Origin of the sequence: Streptococcus gwangjuense, from assembly GCF_003627155.1 — a bacterium.
GTDB lineage: Bacteria > Bacillota > Bacilli > Lactobacillales > Streptococcaceae > Streptococcus > Streptococcus gwangjuensis.
The window spans coordinates 1,897,502-1,922,531 of sequence record NZ_CP032621.1 but is presented as its reverse complement, the minus strand read 5'-3'; the positions used below and the strand labels follow the sequence as shown (position 1 = coordinate 1,922,531).

At 40.8% G+C, this 25,030-nt stretch carries 27 protein-coding genes; 7 read left to right on the top strand and 20 right to left on the bottom strand.

Annotated features, from left to right (window positions below; all coding sequences use genetic code 11):
- Window positions 1-5: 5 nt before the first annotated feature.
- The 13 genes from D7D53_RS09675 to D7D53_RS09610 all read right to left on the bottom strand — a co-directional run bounded on the left by D7D53_RS09675 (window position 6) and on the right by D7D53_RS09610 (window position 9,722).
- On the bottom strand, window positions 6-860 hold the full coding sequence (locus D7D53_RS09675) for a MetQ/NlpA family ABC transporter substrate-binding protein (RefSeq protein WP_120770812.1): 855 nt from the start codon (window positions 858-860) through the stop codon (window positions 6-8).
- A gap of 153 nt (window positions 861-1,013) precedes the next feature.
- Window positions 1,014-1,844 carry an amino acid ABC transporter substrate-binding protein gene (locus D7D53_RS09670; protein WP_000724956.1) on the bottom strand — a complete coding sequence of 277 codons (831 nt, stop codon included), beginning with the start codon at window positions 1,842-1,844 and terminating at the stop codon, window positions 1,014-1,016.
- 208 nt (window positions 1,845-2,052) lie between these two features.
- Window positions 2,053-2,376 carry an AzlD domain-containing protein gene (locus D7D53_RS09660; protein WP_000253922.1) on the bottom strand — a complete coding sequence of 108 codons (324 nt, stop codon included), beginning with the start codon at window positions 2,374-2,376 and terminating at the stop codon, window positions 2,053-2,055.
- Window positions 2,366-3,061 (bottom strand): AzlC family ABC transporter permease, encoded by a 696-nt coding sequence (locus D7D53_RS09655; RefSeq protein ID WP_000659742.1) that lies wholly within the window; start codon window positions 3,059-3,061, stop codon window positions 2,366-2,368. The genes D7D53_RS09660 and D7D53_RS09655 overlap by 11 nt, the downstream gene beginning before the upstream one ends.
- 125 nt (window positions 3,062-3,186) lie before the next feature.
- Window positions 3,187-3,699 (bottom strand): HdeD family acid-resistance protein, encoded by a 513-nt coding sequence (locus tag D7D53_RS09650; RefSeq protein ID WP_120770811.1) that lies wholly within the window; start codon window positions 3,697-3,699, stop codon window positions 3,187-3,189.
- 49 nt (window positions 3,700-3,748) lie between these two features.
- Complete coding sequence (locus D7D53_RS09645; RefSeq protein ID WP_004250194.1) at window positions 3,749-3,970, bottom strand: TetR/AcrR family transcriptional regulator; 222 nt, start codon at window positions 3,968-3,970, stop codon at window positions 3,749-3,751.
- Window positions 3,971-4,113: 143 nt separating this feature from the next.
- Window positions 4,114-5,340: an MFS transporter gene (locus D7D53_RS09640; protein WP_000862437.1), complete on the bottom strand. Its 1,227-nt coding sequence runs from the start codon at window positions 5,338-5,340 to the stop codon at window positions 4,114-4,116.
- 71 nt (window positions 5,341-5,411) lie between these two features.
- Entirely contained in the window at window positions 5,412-6,077 is a 666-nt protein-coding gene (locus tag D7D53_RS09635; protein WP_023948227.1) for a CPBP family intramembrane glutamic endopeptidase, read from the bottom strand.
- 240 nt (window positions 6,078-6,317) lie between these two features.
- Window positions 6,318-7,181 carry an XRE/MutR family transcriptional regulator gene (locus tag D7D53_RS09630; protein ID WP_023948225.1) on the bottom strand — a complete coding sequence of 288 codons (864 nt, stop codon included), beginning with the start codon at window positions 7,179-7,181 and terminating at the stop codon, window positions 6,318-6,320.
- A gap of 103 nt (window positions 7,182-7,284) precedes the next feature.
- On the bottom strand, window positions 7,285-8,295 hold the full coding sequence (gene tsaD, locus D7D53_RS09625; RefSeq protein ID WP_120770810.1) for a tRNA (adenosine(37)-N6)-threonylcarbamoyltransferase complex transferase subunit TsaD: 1,011 nt from the start codon (window positions 8,293-8,295) through the stop codon (window positions 7,285-7,287).
- The gene (rimI, locus tag D7D53_RS09620; protein ID WP_000569837.1) at window positions 8,285-8,722 is read right to left on the bottom strand and encodes a ribosomal protein S18-alanine N-acetyltransferase; all 438 of its coding nucleotides are present in this window, start codon (window positions 8,720-8,722) and stop codon (window positions 8,285-8,287) included. The genes tsaD and rimI overlap by 11 nt, the downstream gene beginning before the upstream one ends.
- Window positions 8,719-9,402, bottom strand: coding sequence for a tRNA (adenosine(37)-N6)-threonylcarbamoyltransferase complex dimerization subunit type 1 TsaB (gene tsaB, locus D7D53_RS09615; protein WP_000865703.1), 684 nt, complete (start codon window positions 9,400-9,402; stop codon window positions 8,719-8,721). Before tsaB ends, rimI begins: the two co-directional genes overlap by 4 nt.
- Window positions 9,403-9,506: 104 nt before the next feature.
- Window positions 9,507-9,722 (bottom strand): hypothetical protein, encoded by a 216-nt coding sequence (locus tag D7D53_RS09610; RefSeq protein WP_120770809.1) that lies wholly within the window; start codon window positions 9,720-9,722, stop codon window positions 9,507-9,509.
- A gap of 278 nt (window positions 9,723-10,000) precedes the next feature.
- On the opposite strand from D7D53_RS09610, the gene D7D53_RS09605 reads away from it, so the two are divergent.
- Together D7D53_RS09605 and rnjA are read left to right on the top strand one after the other, a co-directional pair.
- Entirely contained in the window at window positions 10,001-10,234 is a 234-nt protein-coding gene (locus tag D7D53_RS09605; RefSeq protein ID WP_000639571.1) for a DNA-dependent RNA polymerase subunit epsilon, read from the top strand.
- A 1-nt stretch (window position 10,235) separates the two neighbouring features.
- Window positions 10,236-11,915, top strand: coding sequence for a ribonuclease J1 (gene rnjA / locus D7D53_RS09600; protein ID WP_000331986.1), 1,680 nt, complete (start codon window positions 10,236-10,238; stop codon window positions 11,913-11,915).
- 36 nt (window positions 11,916-11,951) lie between these two features.
- On the opposite strand, the gene mnmG is transcribed toward rnjA, so the two are convergent.
- From mnmG to D7D53_RS09570, 6 genes are all read right to left on the bottom strand, one after another.
- Window positions 11,952-13,865, bottom strand: coding sequence for a tRNA uridine-5-carboxymethylaminomethyl(34) synthesis enzyme MnmG (mnmG, locus tag D7D53_RS09595; RefSeq protein ID WP_120770808.1), 1,914 nt, complete (start codon window positions 13,863-13,865; stop codon window positions 11,952-11,954).
- A gap of 9 nt (window positions 13,866-13,874) precedes the next feature.
- On the bottom strand, window positions 13,875-14,330 hold the full coding sequence (locus D7D53_RS09590; RefSeq protein WP_162927900.1) for an NUDIX hydrolase: 456 nt from the start codon (window positions 14,328-14,330) through the stop codon (window positions 13,875-13,877).
- A gap of 140 nt (window positions 14,331-14,470) precedes the next feature.
- Entirely contained in the window at window positions 14,471-15,592 is a 1,122-nt protein-coding gene (gene mnmA, locus D7D53_RS09585; protein WP_120770806.1) for a tRNA 2-thiouridine(34) synthase MnmA, read from the bottom strand.
- Between the two features lie 591 nt (window positions 15,593-16,183).
- Window positions 16,184-16,813, bottom strand: coding sequence for an ABC transporter ATP-binding protein (locus D7D53_RS09580; protein ID WP_033682448.1), 630 nt, complete (start codon window positions 16,811-16,813; stop codon window positions 16,184-16,186).
- Window positions 16,810-18,918 carry an amino acid ABC transporter permease gene (locus tag D7D53_RS09575; protein ID WP_033682450.1) on the bottom strand — a complete coding sequence of 703 codons (2,109 nt, stop codon included), beginning with the start codon at window positions 18,916-18,918 and terminating at the stop codon, window positions 16,810-16,812. The genes D7D53_RS09580 and D7D53_RS09575 overlap by 4 nt, the downstream gene beginning before the upstream one ends.
- Window positions 18,919-18,972: 54 nt before the next feature.
- The gene (locus D7D53_RS09570) at window positions 18,973-19,257 is read right to left on the bottom strand and encodes a lactococcin 972 family bacteriocin (RefSeq protein ID WP_033682452.1); all 285 of its coding nucleotides are present in this window, start codon (window positions 19,255-19,257) and stop codon (window positions 18,973-18,975) included.
- Window positions 19,258-19,638: 381 nt separating this feature from the next.
- Between D7D53_RS09570 and D7D53_RS09565 the strand changes: the two genes are divergently transcribed.
- Window positions 19,639-20,502, top strand: a complete 864-nt coding sequence (locus tag D7D53_RS09565; RefSeq protein ID WP_033682453.1) for a helix-turn-helix domain-containing protein — start codon at window positions 19,639-19,641, stop codon at window positions 20,500-20,502.
- A gap of 428 nt (window positions 20,503-20,930) precedes the next feature.
- Complete coding sequence (locus D7D53_RS09560) at window positions 20,931-21,812, top strand: hypothetical protein (protein ID WP_120770882.1); 882 nt, start codon at window positions 20,931-20,933, stop codon at window positions 21,810-21,812.
- 87 nt (window positions 21,813-21,899) lie between these two features.
- Here the strand turns inward: D7D53_RS09560 and apf are convergent, their stop codons facing one another.
- Window positions 21,900-22,547, bottom strand: a complete 648-nt coding sequence (gene apf, locus D7D53_RS09555; RefSeq protein ID WP_120770805.1) for an aggregation-promoting factor — start codon at window positions 22,545-22,547, stop codon at window positions 21,900-21,902.
- A gap of 239 nt (window positions 22,548-22,786) precedes the next feature.
- Here apf and sdaAB point away from each other — a divergent pair, with 239 nt between their 5' ends.
- From sdaAB to D7D53_RS09540, 3 genes are read left to right on the top strand one after another with little or no spacing between them, the layout of a single operon-like run.
- Window positions 22,787-23,458 (top strand): L-serine ammonia-lyase, iron-sulfur-dependent subunit beta, encoded by a 672-nt coding sequence (gene sdaAB, locus D7D53_RS09550; protein ID WP_049487361.1) that lies wholly within the window; start codon window positions 22,787-22,789, stop codon window positions 23,456-23,458.
- Between the two features lie 8 nt (window positions 23,459-23,466).
- Complete coding sequence (gene sdaAA / locus D7D53_RS09545) at window positions 23,467-24,339, top strand: L-serine ammonia-lyase, iron-sulfur-dependent, subunit alpha (protein WP_120770804.1); 873 nt, start codon at window positions 23,467-23,469, stop codon at window positions 24,337-24,339.
- Window positions 24,340-24,360: 21 nt separating this feature from the next.
- Window positions 24,361-24,993 carry an HAD family hydrolase gene (locus tag D7D53_RS09540; RefSeq protein ID WP_120770803.1) on the top strand — a complete coding sequence of 211 codons (633 nt, stop codon included), beginning with the start codon at window positions 24,361-24,363 and terminating at the stop codon, window positions 24,991-24,993.
- Window positions 24,994-25,030 lie beyond the last annotated feature (37 nt).

Genomic DNA, 25,030 nt, shown 5'->3' with positions numbered 1-25,030 from the left:
TCTTATTACCAAACTGGTTGATCCAAACCGTCTGATGTTTCTTCGATCACTTTTTTCACTTCATCTGTGTGGTAAGCTGCGATCACTTTCTTGATAGCATCAGCCTTAGGTGATGATTCCCAATCTTTTTTCGCAACGATGATGTTGTACCATTGTTTTGAGTTTTCATCAGCTTGTTCTTTGAAAAGTGCTTTCTTGTAGTCCAATTTTGCTTCTGTAACAAAGGTATTGTTTACAACGGCAGCGTCAACTGATGACAATGAACGAGCTGTTTGGCTAGCGTCCAATTCAGTGATTTTCAAGTTCTTTGGATTTTCTTTGATGTTAGCAACTGTTGCAAGAGCAGTTCCTGACACGTCCAATTTAATCAAGCCAGCTGATTGAAGCAAGTAAAGCGCACGGCTTTCGTTTGTAGCGTCGTTCGGTACAGCGATTTCTCCGTTTGCTGGGATGTCTTCTACTTTAGTGTACTTGTTGTCACTTCCATTCAAACCTGAGTAAAGGCGAATTGGAGAGATGTAAGTATCTGCAATCGCTACAAGGTCTTTTCCGTTTTCTTTGTTCCAGTTGTTCAAGAAGTTATAGTGTTGGAAAGCGTTCAAGTCTACTTCACCATCAGCAGTTGCCTTGTTTGGTTGTGAGTAGTCTGTGAACTCTGTAAATTCCAAGGTAATTCCGTCTTTTTTAACCAATTCTTGGATTTTGTCCCAACGTTTTTCTTCAGAACCGCTACGGTTAACAGTTGCGATTTTGATAGTTGTTGCATTGTCTGCTTTCTTTTCTGAGTTTCCGCAAGCTGCAAGAGCCAAACCTGCGACTGCAGCAAGGGCTGCTACACCAAGCCATTTTTTAATTTTCATGATTCTTTCTCCTTAAAAATAATACCGTACTAGTATCTCACAATTTATTTGATTTCACAAATTGTTATTAGATAGTCAGATATATAGTTTAAAACTATATCCTTAAAAACTGAGAAATCATCCACCTTATTCAGAATGGATGATTTCAAAAAATTATTTAATATCAGCTTCTGCTGGTAGGTAAGTGTCTCCGAAGAATTGTTTAGACAATTTTTCAAGAGTTCCGTCTTTGTAGAGTTCTTGGATACGTTTGTCTACAAATGATTTCAACTCATCTTGACCTTTAGCAAGAAGTGGGTAAACGTAAGGCTGTTGGTCGCTTGGAAGTTCGATAACTTTCAAGTTGTCCAAACCTTGGTCCTTGATGACTGTTTCAACACCGATTTTATCAAAAATCTTGTAGTCAAACTGGCCATCGCTCAAGCGTCCCATGATTTGTTGGAAGTCCGCTTTAGTATACTTTAGGACAGTTGGATTATCTGAATGTTGTTTGTTGTAGTCTTCTAGCTGTTTAGCTGATGTTGTCCCTTGAACAACTTCTGTTGATTTTCCACCGATATCATCAAGCGATTTAATGCTAGGGTCATCTTTTTTCACTACAAGAACGTTAGGGTTTTTAGCAGTTGGAGCTGCATAAAGGTATTTTTCAGCACGTTCTTTAGTGTAGCTGATGTTGCTAACAGCCATATTGTAACGGTCAGCATCAAGTCCTGCAAAGACACCTGACCACTCTGTCTTCTCAAACTTGACATCATATTTGTCAGAATCTTTAAAGATAGCGCGAACCACTTCAATTTCGTAACCAGTCAATTCGCCATTTTCTTCATAGTTGAATGGTTTTGGTGTAGCATTAGTTGCAACGATAATTTCTTTCTTGCTAGCTACTTCTCCTTCTTTCTTAGCACCACCTGAGCAAGCTGCTAGTACACCTGCAGCAACAAGCCCTAGGGCAGCAAGAGATGAGTATTTAACGATTTTTTTCATGTCATTTCCTCCAAAATAGAATACCTTATAATCTTAACAGAAAAAGACCATTTGCGCCATTATATGATATCTATATCTGTGATAGGTTTTCTTTATGGCTGATTTATACTCAATGAAAATCAAAGAGCAAACTAGAAAGCTAGCCGCAGGCTGTACTTGAGTACGGTAAGGCGACGCTGACGTGGTTTGAAGAGATTTTCGAAGAGTATTAAAAGACCAAACGCAAGAGTGCAATTAAGACCACTCCAAAGAGAACTGTTCCGACTAGATTGCGATAACGAAAGGCTACCCAAGCTGTTGGAAAGACTGCTAAGAAATCCAGCCATTTGATTTGAGGAAGGCTCCCAACCTTACCTGTCACTACACTTGAAAGAATCAAGGCAAAGATAATAGAAACGGGCAAGAATTTCAAAAAACGCTCAACGATAGCAGGCAAGCCCTTATACTTGACTAAGATGAAGGGAATGATACGGGGAATCCAGGTCACCAAGCCAGAGAAAATAACTGCTAACAAAAGATACTTACTGACCATCTAACACCACCCCCATGCTACAACCAAGTAGCGTCGCAAACAGAACAGCTAGAGACTGAGACACCACTGTCAAGAGTAAAAAGAAGGATACCGCAACAACTGCTAGGATAATGAGCAGATTGCGGACTGGAATCCGTCTTTGCATAATCTGGAATTGCGAAGCAAAAATTCCGATAAACATCCCAACCAAAGCAAAGTCTAGCCCAAAGATTTCTGGATTTGGTAGCAGACCACCTAGAGCCGTTCCAACCACTGTTCCCACAAACCAAGCCACATAGCTGTTGAGATTGTTTCCGTGCATCCACATCGGATTGACCTTGTCTGTATGGGCCAATTCGCCCATCAAAACGCCGTAGGTCTCATCTGTCAAGAGACTAGACATACCAATATTTTGCCAGAGACTGGTATGACGGAAATAGGTCGATGCGTGTAAGCTCAGCAAAAAGAGACGCAAATTAATCAAAAAGACCGTCATAGCAATAGCTGCCACGGGCGCCTGAACCGCAATCAAGGCCAACATGGCAAACTGGGCGCTCCCAGCATAAACAAAGAGGCTCATCAAGCCCATCTCAACAGGTGTCACATAGGGCGCACCGATAATCCCACAGGCCAGGCCGATACTGACATAACCAAGGGCCGTTGGCATAGCTGCCTGCGCCCCCTCCCAAAATCCTTTTTCTTTCATCTTTCTCCTCATATTGTCTTAATAGGTGGGCTGAAAAGGCTCCAGCCATAGCATGGACTATTATAACACATTCAGGAAAGAGAAAAAAGTCTGCTGATTGTAATCAGACAGACTCCATTTTATTCTTATTTAATCTTGAAGAATTGAACAATTGCCACAATACCTTGATAAATAAAGACAAAGGCAATGGTGTAACTAATATAGAGACCGGTCATCAATGGGTGTCCCATCAGGATTAAACCTGCTACGATTCCTAAAATCCCCATCCAAACTAGAGGGGTACCTACCGATTTATCCGTCTTACGAACCTTGAAACCAACGATAGTTTTTGTAATACCATTTGTCAAGGCCCATAAAGAAATGATAAATGGTACAAATGTTACCATTTCAATAAAGCTACCTGAGAATAAGGTAAGAGCGAGGATGAGGGTAACAATTCCTCCAAATAAATTCCAGCCATGCTTTTCTTCTGATTTGAAGTATTGTACAATCTCAGAAATCCCTTGAACTGCAAATACAAGTGCAAACAAGAAAGTCATGGAAGCCAAGCTAATAAGAGGATGTGCAAACATATTAAAACCTGCAAAAACTGCAAAAATACCCGCAATTAGTAACAACCATTTCCAAATTTTCGACATTATTTTTCTCCTTTTTTAGAGGAATCTTCCTCTAGTATTCCATAAATCATCATATCCAAAACCTGTGATAATTGATGTTCATATCCTGAAACCAAGTTAGATAGAGGTCTGATTTCCCTGAAAAATTATGATACAAAACTCCTTTGGCAATACCATCCACTTTACAAAGTTCATTGATGACAAAACCTTGATAGCCTTTTGTAGCAAATTCAAACAAAGCAGCGGTAATGATTTTCTCTCTTCGTAGTCTTGTTTTTTCTTCTTTTCTCATGTATTTACCTCTACATTTTTTAATTATAAACCGATTGGTCTAAAATGTCAAGCAACTTTCTCAAAAATTTAACAGTCTGCTGATTGTAGCCATCATAAACAGACTGGAATCCAGTCTCAAACATATAATATACACATTCTTCGCTAAATGTTTTCACGGATATTCAAGAGTATGATAAAGGCAGCTAGAAGAAATAGCAATAAAACAAAGCTAACTGCCAGAGTTCCAAAGCTAGTAGCAATGGTTACCAAAGCTATTGTAAATAAGCTAGGTAAAACAACTGTAATGGCGCCGATAGAGGATTGAACTGCTCCCATTGACTCCTCAGGTATTTGTTTAAAAATGAGTTCCTGTAATCGAGGAGAGAGGATACCTGCGAAAAAGGCATCCAAGGCACTAAAGATAAGAATCCAGTCAAAACGAACTGCCACAAAGCCAACTAAAAGGAGTAATTGGATAATAAGCGAGGCATATAGGGCTAGTTTTATGGAGATTGTATTCTTCAGATAGCCACTCACAAGGCTTCCGACAATAAGGGCTGACAATTCAAGGGTGGATAACAAGGCAAGAGATTGACCTGTTTGTAAATTCAAAAAGGGCTGATTCCTCAAAAACAGAGTAGAAACAGGAACTGTAACATTTATCACTGCTTGACTAATAGAGATAATAAACAAAACCAAGAGCACCTTATTCATATTCCATATCAATTTTGATGATTGGAGCAGATGCTGGCAAAAGGATTTTACAGAGAGTCCTTCTTGATAGCTAATCGTTTTTTCTACTTTCAAGAGGTCTGTTTTTATGAAAAGAATACCTAAAAATGCGATTAAAAAGGTCAGAGCATTCAGTAAGGAAATAGACTGGATAGATAGAATACCTAGTAAGACTCCTCCTAGAATATTACTGATTGTTTTCACTAAACTAACAGTTGACTGTTTAAATCCAATAGCTTCTGCCAGATGGTCTTGCCCAATAATTCTAATGAAAATCGGAGTGAGCATGGCGCCTGAAAAATAACTCAATGTGTCAGATAAGAGGTTAATCAGACAAATAAATGCTACTAATAACAAGGAAAAGGACTGCCCTGAAAGTGATAAAGAAACGATAGAGTAAAGCAAAAATTTTGCAAAACTAATCATTGTATATTTTAGGACACGATGATGTTGAAAATCCGCCAAAACTCCCAGAAAGATTTGCAGAACTTGAGGAAGGGTTTCTGAAATCGTGATCAGTAAAATCGCCAAAGGGGCAAAAGATGCATCTGCCACATAATTCAAAAAGGCCAGATAAAAAATCGTATCCCCAACCGTTGAAATCCACTGGTTGATGGTTAATTGCCTAAAATCTCTATTTTGAAGAAATACTTTCATCACAACTCCTTTTTGAATTCAAATGGGAATCTTTCCCCAAGGATAGACCACGATACTACTAACAACCAAAATTACAGTAACATCAAAAGCTGACCAATGCCATTGTAGACTATATGCAATCCAATAGGCCAATAAATTGACTTTGTTACTCTAAATAAGACTGCAAATATAAGGCCGCCACCCATATAGTAGACAAAGTCTGTCAAGACCCAACCATGACTACTAATGTGCAAGATTCCAAATAATATAGCTGATCCGAGTACATCCAGTCCCCATTTCTTCCCTTTTTCCAGAGCAGTCATCACTAATCCACGATAAATCATCTCTTCAAAAATGGGGCCTGCAATCACAGGATAAAAAAAATACATCAAAAATGCCGTAGCTCCTGTAAAAGTAGGAGCAGCATGTTGATAAGAAATTTCATTTCGAGTAGGTGGAAAAATAAAAAATGTAACAAAATTCCAAATAACAAAAGCAAGAAGAGCTAGAAAAGAATAGAAAAGATAGGACCCTTTAAACTTTCTACTATTGATTTGTTGCCATCTCCCTGACTTAGTCATAGCAAAAAAAGCAAGAAGAACTACAAGAAAATTCAACATCATATCCGACAAATAGTAGGCAAAGTCAGATAGACCAGTAACAAGGTTGCTGCGTAAAACTAGACCACTGAACTTCTGGTCAGCAATAACTAGTAGAAAAGCTATAAACAAGTAGTAGCGTGAGATTATCTTTTTCATTCTATTTTCTCCTATACTATGAAATAAAGATAGTATAACACGAAAATTGGCTTATTTTAAAAAATCGCATATTTGACATTTTTGCTTATAAAAATTTCAGATTTGCGATTTTGGTATATTTGATTATTTCACTGGTATAATAAAGTTATCACTAATTAAGGAGTGGAGCAACTATGAAAAAACAAATTTTAACATTATTGACAATCGTTGCTGAGATTATTATCATTTTCCCGTTTCTAACTAATCGATAAGTTCTTTGTATTGCTGAAAACGCAATGCGAAGAGGGCTGTTAATTGTGGATTTTCTAATACTTGCAGAGATTGGATAAAGTGTTCAATCTCTTTTTGATTGTTTCCTTTGGTTTGAAGGAAAATACTCATTTTCTTTAAAAATTGCCTCAATACTTTTTCAAAAACATCGTATGGACGAAGCATACTCTCCAGCTCAGCTTCAAAGATTGGGATGTAAGAGAAAAGTTTGCGCTCCATGAGCTCTGATATAATATTCAGAAATCCACTTTTCATATACAGTCTATTATGTACCAACTCTTTAAATTCCTTAGATTTCTCAAGTAAAGTGGTTGATAAAAATATCAAATCTTGATTGCTCAAGAAAGGCATGGTATTACAGAATATATAGAGTTCAAACCAGGTCCAAGACTCAATAGCGTAGAGGTAGGTAGTTAAAAACTCGCTATCCTCCTCTGCTAGCGGATAGCTTTTATCTAAGGAATGGATAGCATCTTTAATCACAATGGCATTCAAACGACGATAGGTCTCTGCCATCTGTTCTTGCTTGATTTTCTCCAACAGTTGCTCTAAGCCAGCGATATCTTGGTGGGCAAAGCGATCCACAACCTTTCTGCCAAATCGCATATGTGGAGATTCTTGATAGTTGTTGAGTTTGTGCCCAAATTCATCAAAGGTCACATTGATCCCTTGGATAGCTAGGATTAGCTTGTCCGCAGATAGCATAGACTGCCCTAGTTCAAACTTGGACAACTGAGAAGCTGTTAGTCCCTCACAGGCCACATCTGACTGCTTGAGTTTTCTCGCCAAGCGCAATTCCTTGTAAAATTCCCCCAATTCCATTCTCTCAATCATCTGACTACCTCCTAGCTTTTGCATATTATATCATTATTTTTATGGTTTTGTCAAAATATTCTGACATTTAAGAGAGCAAAAAAGCCAGCCTTAAGCTGACTCCTTATTCCATGGTATCAAAAGCGAGACTTGGTTTGGCATTGAGGTCCAAGTTTGCAAAGTTTTCTTTGTTCCACTCGCTGACGCTGGCATAGGCAATCATTCCTGCATTGTCTCCGCAGAGTCGCAGAGGTGGGATGATGACATTGACATCTGTGATTTCAGCCGCTAGGCGTTCTCTGAGACCTTTATTGGCTGCCACACCACCTGCCACGACAAGAGTTTTAACAGGGTATTTCTCCAAAGCCTTCTTGGTTTTTGCCATGAGAATATCCAGGACAGCTGCTTGGAAGGAAGCACACAAAGCCTCTGTGGACAAGCTTTCTCCCTTTTGCTCGGCATTGTGGTGAAGATTGATAAAAGCCGATTTCAAACCTGAGAATGAAAACTCCAGATTATCTTCCTTAATCATGGCACGAGGAAAATCATAAATATCCTGTCCCTGATGAGCTAGCTCATCAATCTCACGACCGGCAGGATAGGTCAAGCCCATGACACGGCCAACCTTATCATAAGCCTCACCAACCGCGTCATCTCGCGTTTCCCCAACAATCTTGTAGTCACCAGCCTCCGAAACATAAACCAACTCTGTGTGTCCACCGCTGACCAAGAGGGCTAGCAAGGGAAACTCCAAAGGCTCCACACTCTGAGCTGCCATGAGGTGGCCAGCCATGTGATTAACAGGAATCAGTGGAAGTCCGTGAGCCCAAGCAAAGGCCTTGGCAGCTGACAAACCAACTAGCAAGGCTCCGACCAAGCCTGGTCCGTAGGTAACCGCCACAGCTGTCACATCCTCTTCGGTAATCCCTGCTTCTGCCAATGCCTCCTCGATACAGGCTGTAATGACCTCGACATGGTGACGACTAGCCACTTCCGGCACTACGCCGCCAAAACGTTTGTGACTCTCAATTTGACTGGCAATGACATTGGACAAGAGCTCATCGTCGTTTTTCAAGACGGCAACACTGGTCTCATCACAGGATGTCTCAAATGCTAAAATATATCTATCCTTCATCTATTTCTCTCTTCATGATGATGGCGTCCTCGACTGGGTCATGGTAGTAGGCCTTTCGCTCAGCGATGACTGCCATCTTTTCTTTCTTGTAAAATGCTTGCGCTCTTTGATTTGACTTTCTAACTTCGAGAAAAATCTCCTTGTCTGTCGGCAATTGAGCAAACAAGGTCGAGGCAATCCCCTGACCCTGATAGGCTCCTTTAACAGCGATTTGCAGGACTTCTGCCTCAAAGATATTTTCCTGCACAGCTAGAAAGCCAATCACTTCTGCCCCATCATAAGCCAGAGCATACCAAGTCTGGTCTTGGGACAGGTCTGCTTGGATTTGTTCCAGAGTCCAAGGACTGACTGGGTAAACAGTTACCATGACAGCGTAGATGGCTTGAGCCAAGTCAGGCTGTTGTTGGATTCGTTTGATTTCTATCATAGGCGTTTAATGTAAGACTCGCCAGACTCGGTGTGATTCTTGAGCCAGTTTTCCTCAGCCTCAACACGTTTGAGGTAGTTCGGCACAAAATCATGCAAGGAGTCTGCTTCCTTGTCCCAAGCCAAAAGAGCAAGATTAGCTGCATTTGGCAGGGTTTCTTTGTAATTAGTCCTTGGCAAGTGTTCTTGAATCTGCTCCACAAAGGGGGCAACTTCTCCGACAAAGGTAACCTGACTAGCCCCCTTGATTAACTCAATCACTCGCTCAAAGGGTAAGTGCGCTTCTGGCATGACAGACTTAGCATTTTCATAAAATCCTGCATAAACATTGTTGCGACGCGCATCCATCAAAGGAACGAACAAACCTTCTTGTTGGTAGGGCACCAAAGCCAAGAGGCTAGACATACCAACCAACTCAATGTTCAGAGTATGAGCAAGTGTCTTAGCAGTTGCTACCGCAATTCGCAAACCTGTGTAGCTACCTGGCCCTTCCGCCACCACGATTCGGTCCAAATCCTTGGGCGTCCAATCCAAACTTGCCATCAAAAAATCAATGGCTGGCATGAGGGTAATACTGTGATTTTTCTTGATATTAATCGTCGTCTCGGCAAGAACCTGCTTGTCCTCTAAAATAGCTAGAGAAAGAGCCTTGCTAGACGTATCAAAAGCTAATACTTTCATAACACATTCCTATCTTTTTGTCTGCTTACTATTATACTACAAAAACTGGCACATGGGAATTTTCTTTATCCCCAAACAAAAATGCCCCAGCATAAGCAGGGCATCTAAGCATTTAATCCAAAATAAAATACAAACCAAACGACATAGGTTACGAGGAGGAGAAAAAGCGAGTAGAGAGTCACAAAGGTAATTTTCCACAAGAACTTGGTTTGTCGTCGTTCCAGTTTGGCAAATAGAAGATTCCCCGCATAAACGCAAGCAACAAAAACAATAAAAGCTACCAAGCGAACTCCGATAGCAAAAGAAAATAAGTTATACATAGGGCAGCCTCCTTGACTTAAAATCTATATGGAATTATGACAAGCGATAAAAATCATTTCCATTATCAAGATAACATATTTTCTTTATTTTTACAAACGCTTACCTTTGAGTGCTTATATGACTTTCTCGTTTCCGTCTTTTACTAATTTTTCATTTTGTGGTATAATTGAAATAATTGTAACGAATCAAGGTCAATCTAGACACAAATTGGAATGAAATCAAGCAAATCTATGCTAAAAGTTTGGAATAAGCTGACCTGTAAATAGAAAGGAACTATATGATTTACAAAGTTTTTTATCAAGAAACAAAAGAACGTAGCCCACGTCGTGAAACTACACGCGCACTTTACCTAGACATCGATGCCAACTCAGAACTTGAGGGCCGTATCGCTGCTCGCCAACTTGTCGAAGAAAATCGCCCAGAGTACAATATCGAGTATATCGAACTCTTGTCTGACAAATTGCTAGATTACGAAAAAGAAACTGGCGCCTTCGAAATCACGGAGTTCTAATATGGCCTATACTCTTAAACCTGAAGAAGTTGGCGTTTTTGCCATCGGTGGTCTGGGAGAAATCGGGAAAAACACATACGGAATTGAATACCAAGACGAGATTATCATCGTAGATGCTGGGATTAAATTCCCAGAAGATGATTTGCTGGGTATCGACTACGTCATTCCTGATTACTCATACATCGTGGACAATATCGACCGCGTCAAGGCTGTTTTGATCACACACGGACACGAGGACCACATCGGTGGGATTCCTTTCCTACTCAAGCAAGCAAATGTCCCTATCTACGCTGGACCACTTGCCTTGGCTTTAATCCGTGGAAAACTCGAAGAACACGGCCTCTTGCGCAACGCCAAACTTTACGAAATCAACCACAACACTGAGTTGACCTTTAAAAATCTCAAGGCAACTTTCTTTAGAACCACTCACTCTATTCCAGAGCCTTTAGGGATTGTCATTCATACTCCTCAAGGAAAAATCGTCTGTACAGGTGACTTCAAGTTCGACTTCACTCCAGTTGGAGAACCTGCGGACTTGCACCGTATGGCTGCCCTTGGTGAAGAAGGCGTACTCTGTCTCCTATCTGACTCGACAAATGCAGAAGTGCCAACCTTTACCAACTCTGAAAAAGTCGTTGGCCAGTCCATCATGAAGATTATCCAAGGCATCGAAGGACGCATCATCTTTGCATCCTTTGCCTCAAATATCTTCCGTCTCCAGCAAGCAACAGAAGCTGCTGTTAAGACTGGACGTAAGATTGCGGTCTTTGGTCGCTCTATGGAAAAGGCCATTGTCAACGGAATCGAACTTGGTTACATCAAAGCTCCTAAAGGAACCTTTATCGAGCCAAATGAAATCAAAGACTATCCTGCAGGCGAGGTTCTGATCCTCTGTACAGGTAGTCAGGGTGAGCCAATGGCAGCTCTCTCTCGTATCGCCAACGGAACCCACCGTCAGGTACAACTCCAACCCGGAGATACTGTCATCTTCTCTTCTAGCCCAATCCCTGGAAACACTACTAGCGTCAACAAGCTGATTAACATCATTTCTGAAGCTGGTGTCGAAGTTATCCACGGTAAAGTGAACAATATCCATACATCTGGACACGGTGGTCAGCAAGAGCAAAAACTTATGCTCCGCTTGATTAAGCCAAAATACTTCATGCCTGTCCACGGTGAATACCGCATGCAAAAAGTCCACGCTGGACTAGCAGTGGATACTGGTGTCGAGAAGGACAATATCTTTATCATGAGCAATGGTGATGTTCTTGCTCTTACTGCTGACTCAGCTCGTATCGCAGGTCATTTCAACGCCCAAGACATCTATGTCGATGGAAATCGTATCGGTGAAATCGGTGCAGCTGTCCTCAAAGATCGTCGTGATTTATCTGAGGACGGTGTCGTTCTAGCAGTCGCAACTGTTGACTTCAAGTCTCAGATGATTCTGTCTGGCCCAGATATCCTCAGCCGAGGCTTTGTCTACATGAGAGAGTCTGGTGATTTGATTCGCCAAAGCCAGCGCATCCTCTTCAATGCGATTCGTATCGCACTGAAAAATAAGGACGCCAGCGTGCAATCTGTCAATGGTGCCATTGTCAACGCCATTCGACCATTCCTCTATGAAAATACAGAACGTGAACCGATTATTATCCCAATGATCCTCACACCAGATGAAGAATAAATCATAAAACAGCCCCGTTTTCGGAGCTGTTTTTCTCTATGCTTTCTTTTCTTGATTTTTAGAAATACTACGATTTTTACCTTCAAGATACACCATCAAAATAGAAATGTCTGCTGGGTTTACTCCCGAAATACGGCTGGCTTGGCCGATGGTTTCTGGATTGATGAGTTTGAACTTCTGACGGGCTTCGGTTGCGATAGAATCAATGTCGTCCCAATCAATATTGGCTGGAATGCGTTTTTCTTCCATGCGTTTCATCTTGGCAACCTGGTCCATAGCTTTGGAAATATAGCCTTCGTACTTGATTTCTGTTTCAATCAATTCGATAATCTTGTCATCCAAGTCCTCTGCAGCTGGTCCGATGAAAGCCACCACATCTTGGTAAGAAACTTCTGGACGGCGAAGGAATTCCTTGGCTGTCACTGCATCTGTCAACGGCTTGAAGCCCATCTCCTCAACCTTAGCATTGGTTTCCTTGACTGGCTTGAGTTTGATGCTGTCTAGGCGCTTCATCTCATTGTCAAATTGATTTTTCTTGATTTCAAAACGAGCCCAGCGTTCATCATCCACAAGGCCAATCTCGCGTCCCATCTCTGTCAAACGCATATCAGCATTGTCATGGCGAAGAATGAGACGGTATTCAGCACGACTGGTCAAGAGACGGTAGGGTTCAATGGTTCCCTTGGTCACCAAATCGTCAATCATCACACCGATATAACCGTCACTGCGCTTCAAAATCAACTCAGGCTTGCCTTGGATTTTCAGAGCCGCATTGATCCCAGCGATAATCCCTTGGCCAGCAGCTTCTTCATAACCTGATGTTCCATTTGTCTGACCAGCAGTGAAAAGTCCTGAGATTTTCTTGGTTTCCAGAGTCGCACGCAACTGGTGTGGCAAGACCATGTCATACTCAATGGCATAACCTGTTCGCATCATCTCAGCATTCTCCAACCCTTTGATAGAATGAACCAACTCACGCTGTACATCCTCAGGCAGACTGGTTGAAAGTCCTTGGACATAGACTTCCTCTGTATTGCGCCCTTCTGGCTCAAGGAAGAGTTGGTGGCGTTCCTTGTCCGCAAAGCGCACAATCTTATCCTCAATCGATGGGCAGTAACGAGGTCCCACTCCCTTGACCACACCTGTAAACATAGGCGCACGGTGGAGGTTGTTTTGGATAATCTCATGACTGGTACCATTGGTGTAGGTCAACCAGCATGGCACTTGGTCCTTGACATAATCCTCATCACGTGAAGTGTATGAGAAGTGATTCGGTGCTTCGTCCCCTGGCTGAATCTCTGTCACATCGTAATTGATAGAAGAAGCCTTGACACGTGGAGGAGTTCCTGTCTTGAAACGACCGATTTCGAGGCCTAGTTCCTTGAGATTGTCAGCAAGGTTAATAGAAGCTAGGCTGTGGTTAGGACCTGATGAATACTTAAGGTCTCCAATGATAATTTCCCCTCGGAGGGCTGTTCCTGTCGTCACGATAACAGCCTTGGCAGCATATTCTTGATGGGTCGCTGTACGTACACCGACAACCTTGCCATCTTCAACCAAAATCTCATCAATCATAGTCTGACGAAGGGTCAGATTTTCTTGATTTTCAACTGTCTTGCGCATCTCCTTAGAGTAAAGCTCCTTGTCAGCCTGCGCACGAAGGGCACGAACGGCAGGACCCTTACCTGTGTTGAGCATCTTCATCTGGATGTAAGTCTTGTCAATGGTCTTAGCCATCTCGCCACCGAGGGCATCAACTTCACGCACAACGATTCCCTTGGCAGAACCACCGATAGAGGGGTTACAAGGCATGAAAGCCAGCATTTCAATGTTGATGGTCGCAAGCAAGACCTTACACCCCATACGGCTAGCTGCTAGGGATGCTTCTACCCCAGCGTGTCCCGCACCAATTACAATAATATCGTATTCTTCAGTAAAATGATATGTCATACTTCTCTCCTATTCCTCAAGATGAATGTGTCGCAGTTGGTCGTTCCAATCGGGTAAGGCTGTTTTTAAAAAGGCTGGAACTAGATTGATACCCTCAAGCTTGTCTATGTCAATCCATTCACAGGGCTGCCTTTTCTCATCTTCCTGCATGGTCAACGGAGCATCTTCCAGTAAGTCTACCAAATAATGAAATTCGATGTTGTGATAGTATACACCGTCCTGTTCAAAACGATTTTCAACCACAAAAGCTAGCTGCCCAGCTTGAGCTTTGACACCCAGTTCTTCCCTCACTTCACGGACTACCGCGTCTTCCGTTCTTTCATTGACTTGAATCGCACCGCCGATAGTGTAATACTTGCCCTTGTCTTTGGTAACTAGAAGCTTGCGATTTTGGAGAATCAAGGCTGTCGCCCGAACTCCAAAAACCGTATTTCCTACTTTTGTCCGAAAGTCTTGCTGAGTCATTCTTGTCCTTTCCCTTAAACGACACAAAAACAGTCAAAACTCCAAAGAAGTGCAGGACAAAAAAGCCTGCAACATCCATGAGCTTTGACCATCATTTCTATTGCTTTTATTATTGTAGCAAATTGAGAAAATTTGTCAATCTAAATGTACTGACAAACTTGTCCATCGCGGTAGGCATTGTCAATCAAACCGCCACCTAGACACTCTTCGCCATCGTAAAAGACAACTGCCTGACCTGGCGTGATAGCGCGTTGAGGTTCTGCAAAGATGACTTCCGCCTTATCTCCTTTGACATGTACTGTCACCTTAGAGTCGGGCTGACGGTAGCGGAATTTAGCCGTACATTCTAGCGTAAACTCCTCTGGCATCTCACGAGTAAAGTGAACTTGACTGGCTTCTAAACTTGTTGACATGAGCGAATCATGGTAGAAACCTTGGCCTACATAGAGGATATTCTTGCTTAGATCTTTTCCGACAACGAACCAAGGAGCATTGTCACCGCCGTGTTGCCCACCGATACCGAGACCGCCACGCTGACCAATCGTATAATACATCAGACCTGCATGCTCACCCATATCGCGACCATCCACAGTCATCATGCGACCTGGCTGAGCTGGCAGGTAGTTGCTAAGAAAGTTTTTAAAGTTCTTTTCTCCGATAAAACAAATCCCTGTCGAATCTTTCTTCTTAGCAGTCGCAAGGCCTGCTTTTTCTGCTAGTTTTCGAACTTCAGGCTTTTCCAAATGTCCCAAGGGGAACATAGTTTTTTGCAGTTGTTCTTGCGAAAGTTGGCTGAGGAAATAGGTCTGGTCCTTGCCATTGTCCACGCCTCGAAGCATGTGAACTGTCCCGTCCTCATCACGCGCCACTCGGGCATAATGCCCAGTAGCTACATAGTCTGCCCCCAAGGTCATGGCATAGTCCAAAAAGGCCTTAAATTTGATTTCCTTGTTGCACATAACATCTGGATTTGGCGTGCGCCCTGCACGGTATTCCGCTAGGAAATACTCGAAAACGCGGTCCCAGTACTCTTTTTCAAAATTGACAGAGTAGTAAGGAATGCCGATCTGGTCTGCTACCGCAGCCACATCCTTGTAATCTTCGGTCGCCGTACAAACGCCGTTTTCATCTGTGTCATCCCAGTTCTTCATGAAGATACCGATCACATCGTAGCCCTGCTCCTTGAGAAGAAGAGCCGTCACCGACGAATCAACACCACCACTCATCCCCACGACAACACGTGTTTTAGAGTTATCACTCATGGTAAGTCTCCCATCTATTCGTTTATTCACGATTGAAGGTCGTGTGTGCTTCACGATTGAAGGTCGCTTGAGCAGTATTCATTATAACATGCTTGGTTAGAGAAGACAAGAAAGAGGCTGATAATCTGCCAACCTCTTTCATAAAATAATCAATCCTTCAACAAAATCCATTGTTGAAATGCTGTTCTTAACCATTGATAGCTCAGATTTCCCAGAATAGAGCTGTCCTAACTATCGAACAGATTAAATCCATACATATCCACGCAATTCTACGTTTAGAATTACCATAAAATAAATGTTTTAGGGATATTCTAAGTCTTTTACTGCTTAAAATTTTACGTTCAGAAGGATTTTAAAGCTAGAATAGCATAAAAATCATGAAAACTGAACTATTCGAAGCTTCAGAGTCATACGATTTCCATAGGAAGTATCTTTTTAGTACGTGTGGTTAGGAGGTAATTTTAGGGAATCTCCCAAAAACAACCGATTTCCTATTTTTATCAATCAAAAATGTTGATAAATGAGTGTTTTAAAATTAAATTTTAAAGGTATCCTTAAATTTAAAGATTTTTGATAAGATTTCTGTATTTTTCACAATTCAATGACACGATGACATTGTTGGGCTACATAAGCATCGTGGGTCACAATAATGACTGTTTTCCCTTCTCGATTCATCTCTAAGAGAAACTTCAAGACCAAATCTCTATTTTCAGGATCCAGAGAACCTGTTGGTTCATCGGCTAAAATCAGCTGGCTGGGTTTTAAGATGGCTCTAGCAACTGCAATTCGTTGTTGCTCCCCACCAGACAACTCGGAGACCTTTTGATGCAAAGTAGCTGACAAACCTACTCTCTCTAAAATCTCTTCCACCTTTTTGAGCTTGTCTTTCTTAGACAATTTCACATATTTCAGCGCCAGCATAAGATTGTACTCGACCGTTTCATCATCAATCAGAGCAAAATTTTGAAATAGATAAGAGATATGTTCACGGATTATTGTTTGTGACTTGGCAGAATTGACCGCTAGATTTGTCTGACCAAAAATCTCATACCGTCCGCTATAATCACCATCTATCAAACCTAATAAATTTAACAAGGTCGACTTACCACTACCACTCTTACCAACAATGGCTACCAAATCCCCCTGATCAATCCTGAGAGACAAGTTATCCAAAATCACTTTTCCCCCAATGGTTTTGGTAATATTTTCCAACTCAATCATAAGATGCCCCCTTTCAATAACTCTACTAGACTTCTTTTCTCCATCCTAGAAGCCAAGGCTAGCACAAATAGTATATCCAAACATGTAAAGCCTGCAAACAGTAGAAGTGGCAAAAGCGCATGGGCAAAGAAAATCAAGATTAGAAGAGGGAGACTATAGCCCAGCAAGAGCAGAACGAGGAGAGGACGATAGCGATCAACCAGCTTCCACCCCATAAACTTCTTGGTAATGATATCTGTTCGCTTCAATAAGAAAGTTGTTACTAGTAAGAAGTAGGAAATCATCATGCTAAGGAAACCAAATAAAGCAAAGAGTATATTAAGATTTCGAACTGCATCTCGATAAGAATCTACTTTCTCTTGTTGAATGGCTTGAATCGATGAAAATTTTAAATAATTCCCATCTGATAATTTCTCAACTAACTCCGTAATCACTTTTTGATTTTGTTCTGTATTTTCAACTTTCATCGGATTGTTTAAACCTGTCGTTGACAAGCGAGTCTTTTCTTCCCACATCATGTCTTGATCATTTACCAGACTAATGATTGGATTGTGGAGATTTTCCTTTCGCTCATTATTATAAGGGAAGAAAGACCAATCTCCTTCATAGTAGGCAATTTCTACATCCATATCTTCTATCCTTTGCTTTTGCTGATCTTCATACCTCATAGAAAGATAGGCTATGGATTTTCCCAAGAACTGATTCTTACCTTCTTGTCCTTTGGCACTGGCTGGCATCAAAATAACTTTTTTAGTGCTGGTTTCTGGTAACTTGAATCCCTTGCTCTTTAGAAAATTGCTATTAGCATAGTAAACATCTACCTTATCAGGCAGTTGGTACTGCTGCACTTGTTCTGCTTTGATGACTGGTTTGATAGGAAGACTCGCACTTCGCACATAATTTACTTGTATTTTTGCTAGCAAATCTTGATAAAATTGGTAGAAATAATCTGTAGATTTCCCTGACCCTGCTAGCTCTTCTTGCCACAGGTTATCATTGAGTTGGAAGGTTTCTAAGGTCAAGTAATTCCCTTGGCTTACCCACTGTTGCTGATAAGCAAGTTCTTTGTTTTCTTGTTCTAGACTTCTGCCTACCCCAATCAGTAAGGCCGTCAGTAAAATAGTTGTCCCTATTTTCATCACATAATTGAAGATGAGACCAAGTTTGACAGATGAAAAACCTTTCAATATGGAACTAACTGTCATTTTCTGAATCATCAGGTAGGTCAGCCAACTGATGAACAAATACAACTGTAAAAGCAGAAATTGGGATAAGAGTAAACTTGGGAACAGAAGTTTTGGCCTGTAGTCTAGCACTAAAAATAGTCCCAAGTCAATGACAAGACTTCCACCCAAGAGAAGATAAAAATTAGTCTTTACAAAACCAGCTAAAATCGCCCCGCTTTGAAAACCAAGTAACTTTTGAACCCCCACTCGTTTCATCTCCATCATCGGCTGATAAACTGTTACTAACACAAGAAGTAAAATAGCCAAGACAAAAACAATGGCAGTTAAAAGCAAATCTCGGTTTATGACTTCCACTGCACTTTTATAGGTAGGCTCTAGCAAGGTAGCCTGGTCTATCTTGAAAAAATCGCTCCATTTCTGTACAATCCTATCCTTATCCATCTCTTGTGTAGAAGTTATCGTATAGCGACCATTTAAACTACGAGATGTATCCTTGATATAGGTTTGAAAAGTCATAAGCTGAATAGGCTTGGCTTTTAGAAAGGTCGGAATCGTACCAAGTTTATTAGAAATTTCTTTATTACTGTAGACTCCTTCACCATCTGTGGTAAAATCAAGAGAAGAAATCCCAAACTCTTGGTAGGGGAAGGTATCTTTATCAAAAACACCAGACTTGATTACCTCATCACCACTATCTGTTTTGATGATGGAGACTTTGTACTCCTTTGATACATCCTCAAAAAATCGAAGAACAGACGCTGCAGGTTCGTTAATATCTTTCAAATACAAATCCAAAGAATCTACAGTCTTTCCCATTTCCCGAATCCGAACCGCTTCACGTGTGTAGTTTACATTAAAAACAAAAAAAGTGGTACACAGCAACAGCAGAAACATACAAAGATGACTGATTTTTTTCATAAAAGTACCTCCACTAAAGTTCTCCCTCTCCTAATAGGAGAGGGAAAATTTCACTTAAAATCCATAGAAATATTCTAATCCTGTTGGCGGAATTTTATTAAGGGAAGCTTTAGCCCAAACCTCGGGATCTTCACGATCCTTAGAGATTCTACCTCCATGCTTGACAGTTGCTGTATGAGATCGAGTAGAATGTAAATAATCAGAATATCCAAAAGTTCCTGTCCAACCTACTCCATAGTTCCATTGACCACCATCAACCCATACTGCTAAAGCATTTGTAGTAGCAAGTATACCACATACCATTAAAGATGCAATACCAATTTTAACTAATTTTCTCATGATTTATTTCTCCTATTATCGAGAGCTGTTCCGTAAAAACAGCTATAGTAATTTATCAACAAGTATCGTAGTCCATTGGACTCACGTTTCTTTCATTTTTACAACTAGCGCATTATATCGGCCATCTCCATGGGAAAACCGTAGCAATGCTGAATAAAAACGCAAGAACAACTAAAAAGCGAAAAACTTTTTTATTCATACTCTTTCCTTCCTATCTGTATTTTGTATCTATAGTATACTTCTTCTTTACTCTATTTTAAAATTAGTTAACTTTTTTCACACATTATTTTAGTTTTCTTTTTTACTATCCCTGTTACTATGATACAATATTTTTAATAGGATTTTATTATTTGTTAACTTTTTCACGAAAAGGAGAAAATTATGCGTTATGATTTCGGAAAGGTCTATAAACAAATACGCGAGTCAAAAGGATTGACCCAAGAAGAGGTCTGTGGAAATGTCATTTCAAGAACCAGCCTATCAAAGATTGAAAGCGGCAAGGTAACTCCCAAATATGAAAATATGGAGTTTCTTCTCCGGCAAATCAATATGAGTTTTGAAGAGTTTGACTATATCTGCCATCTCTATCAACCTAGCCAACGAACAGAAATCAGGCAAACCTATCTCAATATGAGCTCAATCCTAGGGACTAGTGAACTCGAAAAACTATTTCAAAAATGCCAAAATTATCTCAAGACCCGCCACGACCTACCTATAGAAGAAATCAGGGATATGCTGGAAGTTGTTATTTATCTCCGTCAACATGGGACTGGAGAACTGTCAGACCAAGTGAAACAGACTATCAACAAGCTTTGGGAGAAGATTGAAAAACAAGATACATGGTATGAAAATGACCTAAAAATCCTCAATACCATCCTTTTTAGCTTTCCCATTGAACACCTCCATCTCATCACTGAAAAAATATTGCAACGCTTGGAAGTCTATAAAAACTATCAACATCTATATGAACTGCGAGTAGCAATCCTACTCAACCTTTCCACCATTTACTTATACAATCAAGACAAAAACATGTGCCAACAAATCTGCTATACTTTACTAGAGGACGCTAAGAACAAGAAAAGCTACGATAGGCTTGCTATCTGCTATGTCCGTATCGGGATTTGTACGGATGATGCGAAACTTATCCAAAAAGGTTTCTCACTTCTAGAGCTGACCGAGGAAACTTCTATGCTGTCTCATCTCAAAAAAGAAGTAGAGACCTATTATCAACCGAAGAAAATATAAAAAGTCGAGGGATTTTCTCGACCTTTTCATATTATTCTATTCGTTATTTCTTAATACCAGCCGTTGTTAAGCCAAAAGTTTTTAGCTCTGCCAAGCCACATAGTGCGCTTACTACTACGTGTCCATGTCACCATGAATCGCCGAACGATTTAACGACAAAGTTTTACTTTTACATTTATCCCAACTCAATTATGACATTTTTTCAAAAGTCAATATATCTCACTTTTTTAACGACAAGAAAGAGGCTGATAATCTAATATTCTCTTTGATAGAAACGGAAATATAATTACAAAAAGGGCAATGAACAGTTAAATCTCGATTCTACTTATAAACTTATTTATAAAATAAGCTAAAAATGATATACTATAATGAGGAGGAGGGCGTACATGATCACTTAAAGATACTTCATCCATGTGCGTAGAACGATTGTGAAAAACTACAAAGATATCCTAAAATCAAAAAATACCATTTTTACTATCATTATTGTTGTAGGTCTTGGACTTTTAATAGGCTTAGTCATTCATCAAGAACATATCCAAGCAGAGAGAGGGAACATCGCTCTCAGCAAACAACATAAGGATGGACAAGATGTCGAACAAGTAAAAAATGCTATTAAAAACTTCAATATTGATTCTGAAACGATTATAGAGGATTGGAAAAAAATTCAAGAATTAAAGCCTACCACTGACGAAGGCAAAAAGACATTAACAGATTTTCTTACTTCTACGGCCGATAAAATCACTAATCATTATACTGAAAAAGCTTTAAAATTGGATATAAAGGAATCCGATAGCCAGTTTGAAGATAAACAAGCACTTGAAACAGCCATCACTTCCTTACAAAAGATACTAGAAATTATTAAAAGTGTCAACTCCACAAGCGAACAAGCTACTATTGATGAAAAAATAAAACCCATTCAAGAACTGATTTCAAAATTCCAAAAGCAAGCTGAAGTCTTGACCAAAAAAGAAGAAGAACAAAAGTCTAATAAAAAAGAAACAGAAACGACTAGTAACGTTGAGGGAAGAGAAAGCTATTCTTCAGAAGGAGGTAGCTACACTCCAAACTATACTGAGTCAAATGGGAACAGATATAATTCACAAGTACCTGTAAGCGAGCAATATTCATCTGATAGTGCTAGAAGCGGGGGAAACACTGCTGTCAATACACGAGATCAAGCTACTGATACTGCAGGAACCCAAGGAGATACGAATACCAATAATAATAGTAATAATGCCGAGGTTCGCGATACTAACAGTAATAATCGCACTAATTCAGCTGGAGAAACTCCAGAATCTCGTCAGCCGTAAACAATCTGTTATTACTACTATTTAAAAATTGTCTTTTGTCAAATAAAAGCACACAAAAAGAGCCATCAAAGGCTCTTTTTCTATTTCTTAATACCAACCGTTGTTAAGCCAGAAGTTTTTAGCAGCAGTCCATGAACCGTAGCGTCCTGCAACATAGGCATCTGCCACACGTTCTTGGTTTTCAGCTGAGTAGTCACCGTTCAAGTATGAATCTGTCAATTGGTAACGTCCAATGTATTGGCCGTTTGTAGCTGTATAGCTACCACCTGATTCTTTTTGAGCGATCCATTCTTTAGCTTCTGCTTCAGATCCACTTACAGTTGAAGCTGGTGCTGAAGCTTCTGTTGTAGCAACCGATTCTTCTGTTACAGGAGCGCTTGCCACTGGAGCTTCTTCTGCTACTTCTGTAGTTTCTGCTACTGGAGCTGAAACAGTTTCATCTTGAGCAGCTGGTGCTGCATAAGTAGTTGGCGCTGGTGTTGCAACAGGTGCTACAGGACCATCGATAACCAACTCTTGACCAACATAAATCAAATGGATGTTGTCAATGTGGTTGTTTTCTGCCAATCTCTCAACAGTTGTGTTGTGAGTTTCAGCGATTTCTGAAAGTGTATCACCTTCTTTAACAGTGTAAGTTGATGATTCTTGAGCAGATACAAATGATGGAGCAAATACTGCAAACAAGGCAGCTACTCCTGCAAGAGTTGTTTTAATCTTTTTAGTTGTTGATTTCATATTTGAAAATTCTCCTTCTTTCTATAGTTCTATCATACCCTTTAAATATTACCGTTTCTTGACACTTTTATGTAGAAATATTACAAAATTATTTTTTATTTCCCTAAATAAGCTATTTTTTGTTACAAAAGATGCTTTTTTATGCTATTTGTAGTGTAAAAAGGTTTTCATCCACAATTAAAGCCAATACTTTCATTCTTTGATATAATAGAGATAAGAATTTTTATAAGGGGAAACTGATGAAATCACTTCGTTTTCAATCTGTCTTTGATATCATCGGACCAGTTATGATTGGCCCATCTAGTAGTCATACCGCTGGTGCTGTTCGTATTGGGAAGATTGTCTCTTCCATTTTTGATGATACTCCGACAGAAGTCGAATTCCAGCTATTTAACTCATTTGCCAAGACCTATCGTGGTCACGGGACAGACCTAGCCCTTGTTGCAGGTATTTTGGGCATGGATACAGATGATCCTGAAATCCCAAACAGTCTGGAGATCGCCCACAAGCGTGGTATCAAGATTGTCTGGACCATTCAGAAAGACAGTAATGCCCCTCACCCCAACACCACTAAAATTACCGTCAAAAATGCGCACAAGACTATCAGCGTAACTGGTATTTCTATCGGTGGAGGGAATATTCAGGTAACCGAACTCAATGGCTTTGCCGTCTCTCTCAATATGAATACACCGACTATCATCATTGTTCATCAAGATATTCCAGGTATGATTGCCCTCGTAACAGAGGCACTTTCCCGCTATGATATCAATATCGCCCAGATGAATGTTACTCGTGAAAAAGCTGGTGAAAAAGCCATTATGATTATCGAAGTCGATAGTCGCAACTGTGATGATGCCATCGAAGAAATTCGAAAAATCCCTCATCTCCACAATGTCAATTTCTTTAAATAGGAGGAAGCATGTTTTATTCTATCAAAGAATTGGTCGAGCAAGCAGATCTGGACTTTCAAGGAAATGTCGCAGAACTCATGATTACAACAGAGTTTGAATTGACCGGTCGCGAACGTGAAGAAGTCTTCCTTCTCATGGAACGCAATCTGGAAGTCATGAAAGCCTCTGTCCAACTTGGCCTCAATGAAAATAAATCTCGTAGTGGCCTGACAGGTGGAGATGCTGCCAAATTGGATCACTACATTAAAAACGGAAAAACTCTGTCAGATTACACGATTCTCTCTGCTGCCCGAAATGCCATTGCAGTCAATGAGCACAATGCTAAAATGGGCTTGGTCTGCGCTACTCCAACCGCTGGAAGTGCTGGCTGTCTCCCTTCTGTTCTCACTGCTGCTATTGAAAAATTAAACCTCAGCCACGATCAACAGCTGGATTTCCTCTTTGCTGCAGGTGCCTTTGGACTAGTCATCGCAAACAATGCCTCTATCTCAGGTGCTGAGGGTGGCTGTCAGGCCGAGGTTGGTTCGGCCTCTGCTATGAGTGCTGCCGCCTTGACTCTAGCTGCTGGTGGGACACCTTATCAGGCCAGTCAGGCCATTGCCTTTGTCATTAAAAATATGCTAGGCCTCATCTGTGACCCTGTTGCTGGCTTGGTCGAAGTTCCCTGTGTTAAACGTAATGCCATGGGAGCTAGCTTTGCCTTCATCGCAGCAGATATGGCCCTGGCAGGTATCGAATCTAAAATCCCTGTGGATGAGGTTATCGATGCCATGTACCAAGTGGGAGCAAGCATGCCAACTGCCTTTCGTGAAACAGCTGAAGGTGGACTCGCTGCCACCCCTACTGGTCGTCGCCTCCAAAAAGAAATTTTCGGAGAATAAGCTTATCAAATAGGAGAAACCATGACCTCTATCACAGCGATTTTTTTCGATCTGGATGGAACCCTCGTTGACAGTTCTATCGGGATTCACAATGCCTTTACCCATACCTTTAAGGAGCTGGGGGTGCCTAACCCTGATGCCAAAACTATTCGTGGTTTTATGGGACCGCCTCTTGAAAGTAGTTTTGCGACCTGCCTGCCCAAAGAACAAATTTCTGAGGCTGTGCAGATATACCGTTCCTACTATAAGGAAAAAGGCATCTATGAAGCTCAACTCTTTCCTCAGATTGTAGACTTGCTTGAGGAGTTAACGAGCAATTACCCTCTTTATATCACCACTACAAAGAATACACCTACCGCCCAAGATATGACAAAAAACTTGGGAATCCATCATTTCTTTGATGGCATTTATGGTTCCAGCCCTGAAGCACCTCATAAGGCAGATGTCATTCGCCAAGCCTTGCAGACACATCAACTAGCACCGGAACAAGCCATCATCATCGGAGATACCAAGTTTGATATGCTTGGAGCTCAAGAAACAGGCATTCAGAAATTAGCCGTCACTTGGGGATTTGGAGAGCAAGCAGATCTACTAAACTATCAGCCTGATTATATCGCTCACAAACCCATAGAAGTTTTGGAGTATTTTCAATAATATAAACTGGGCGACAACCCCATTTCAGAAGAAAATG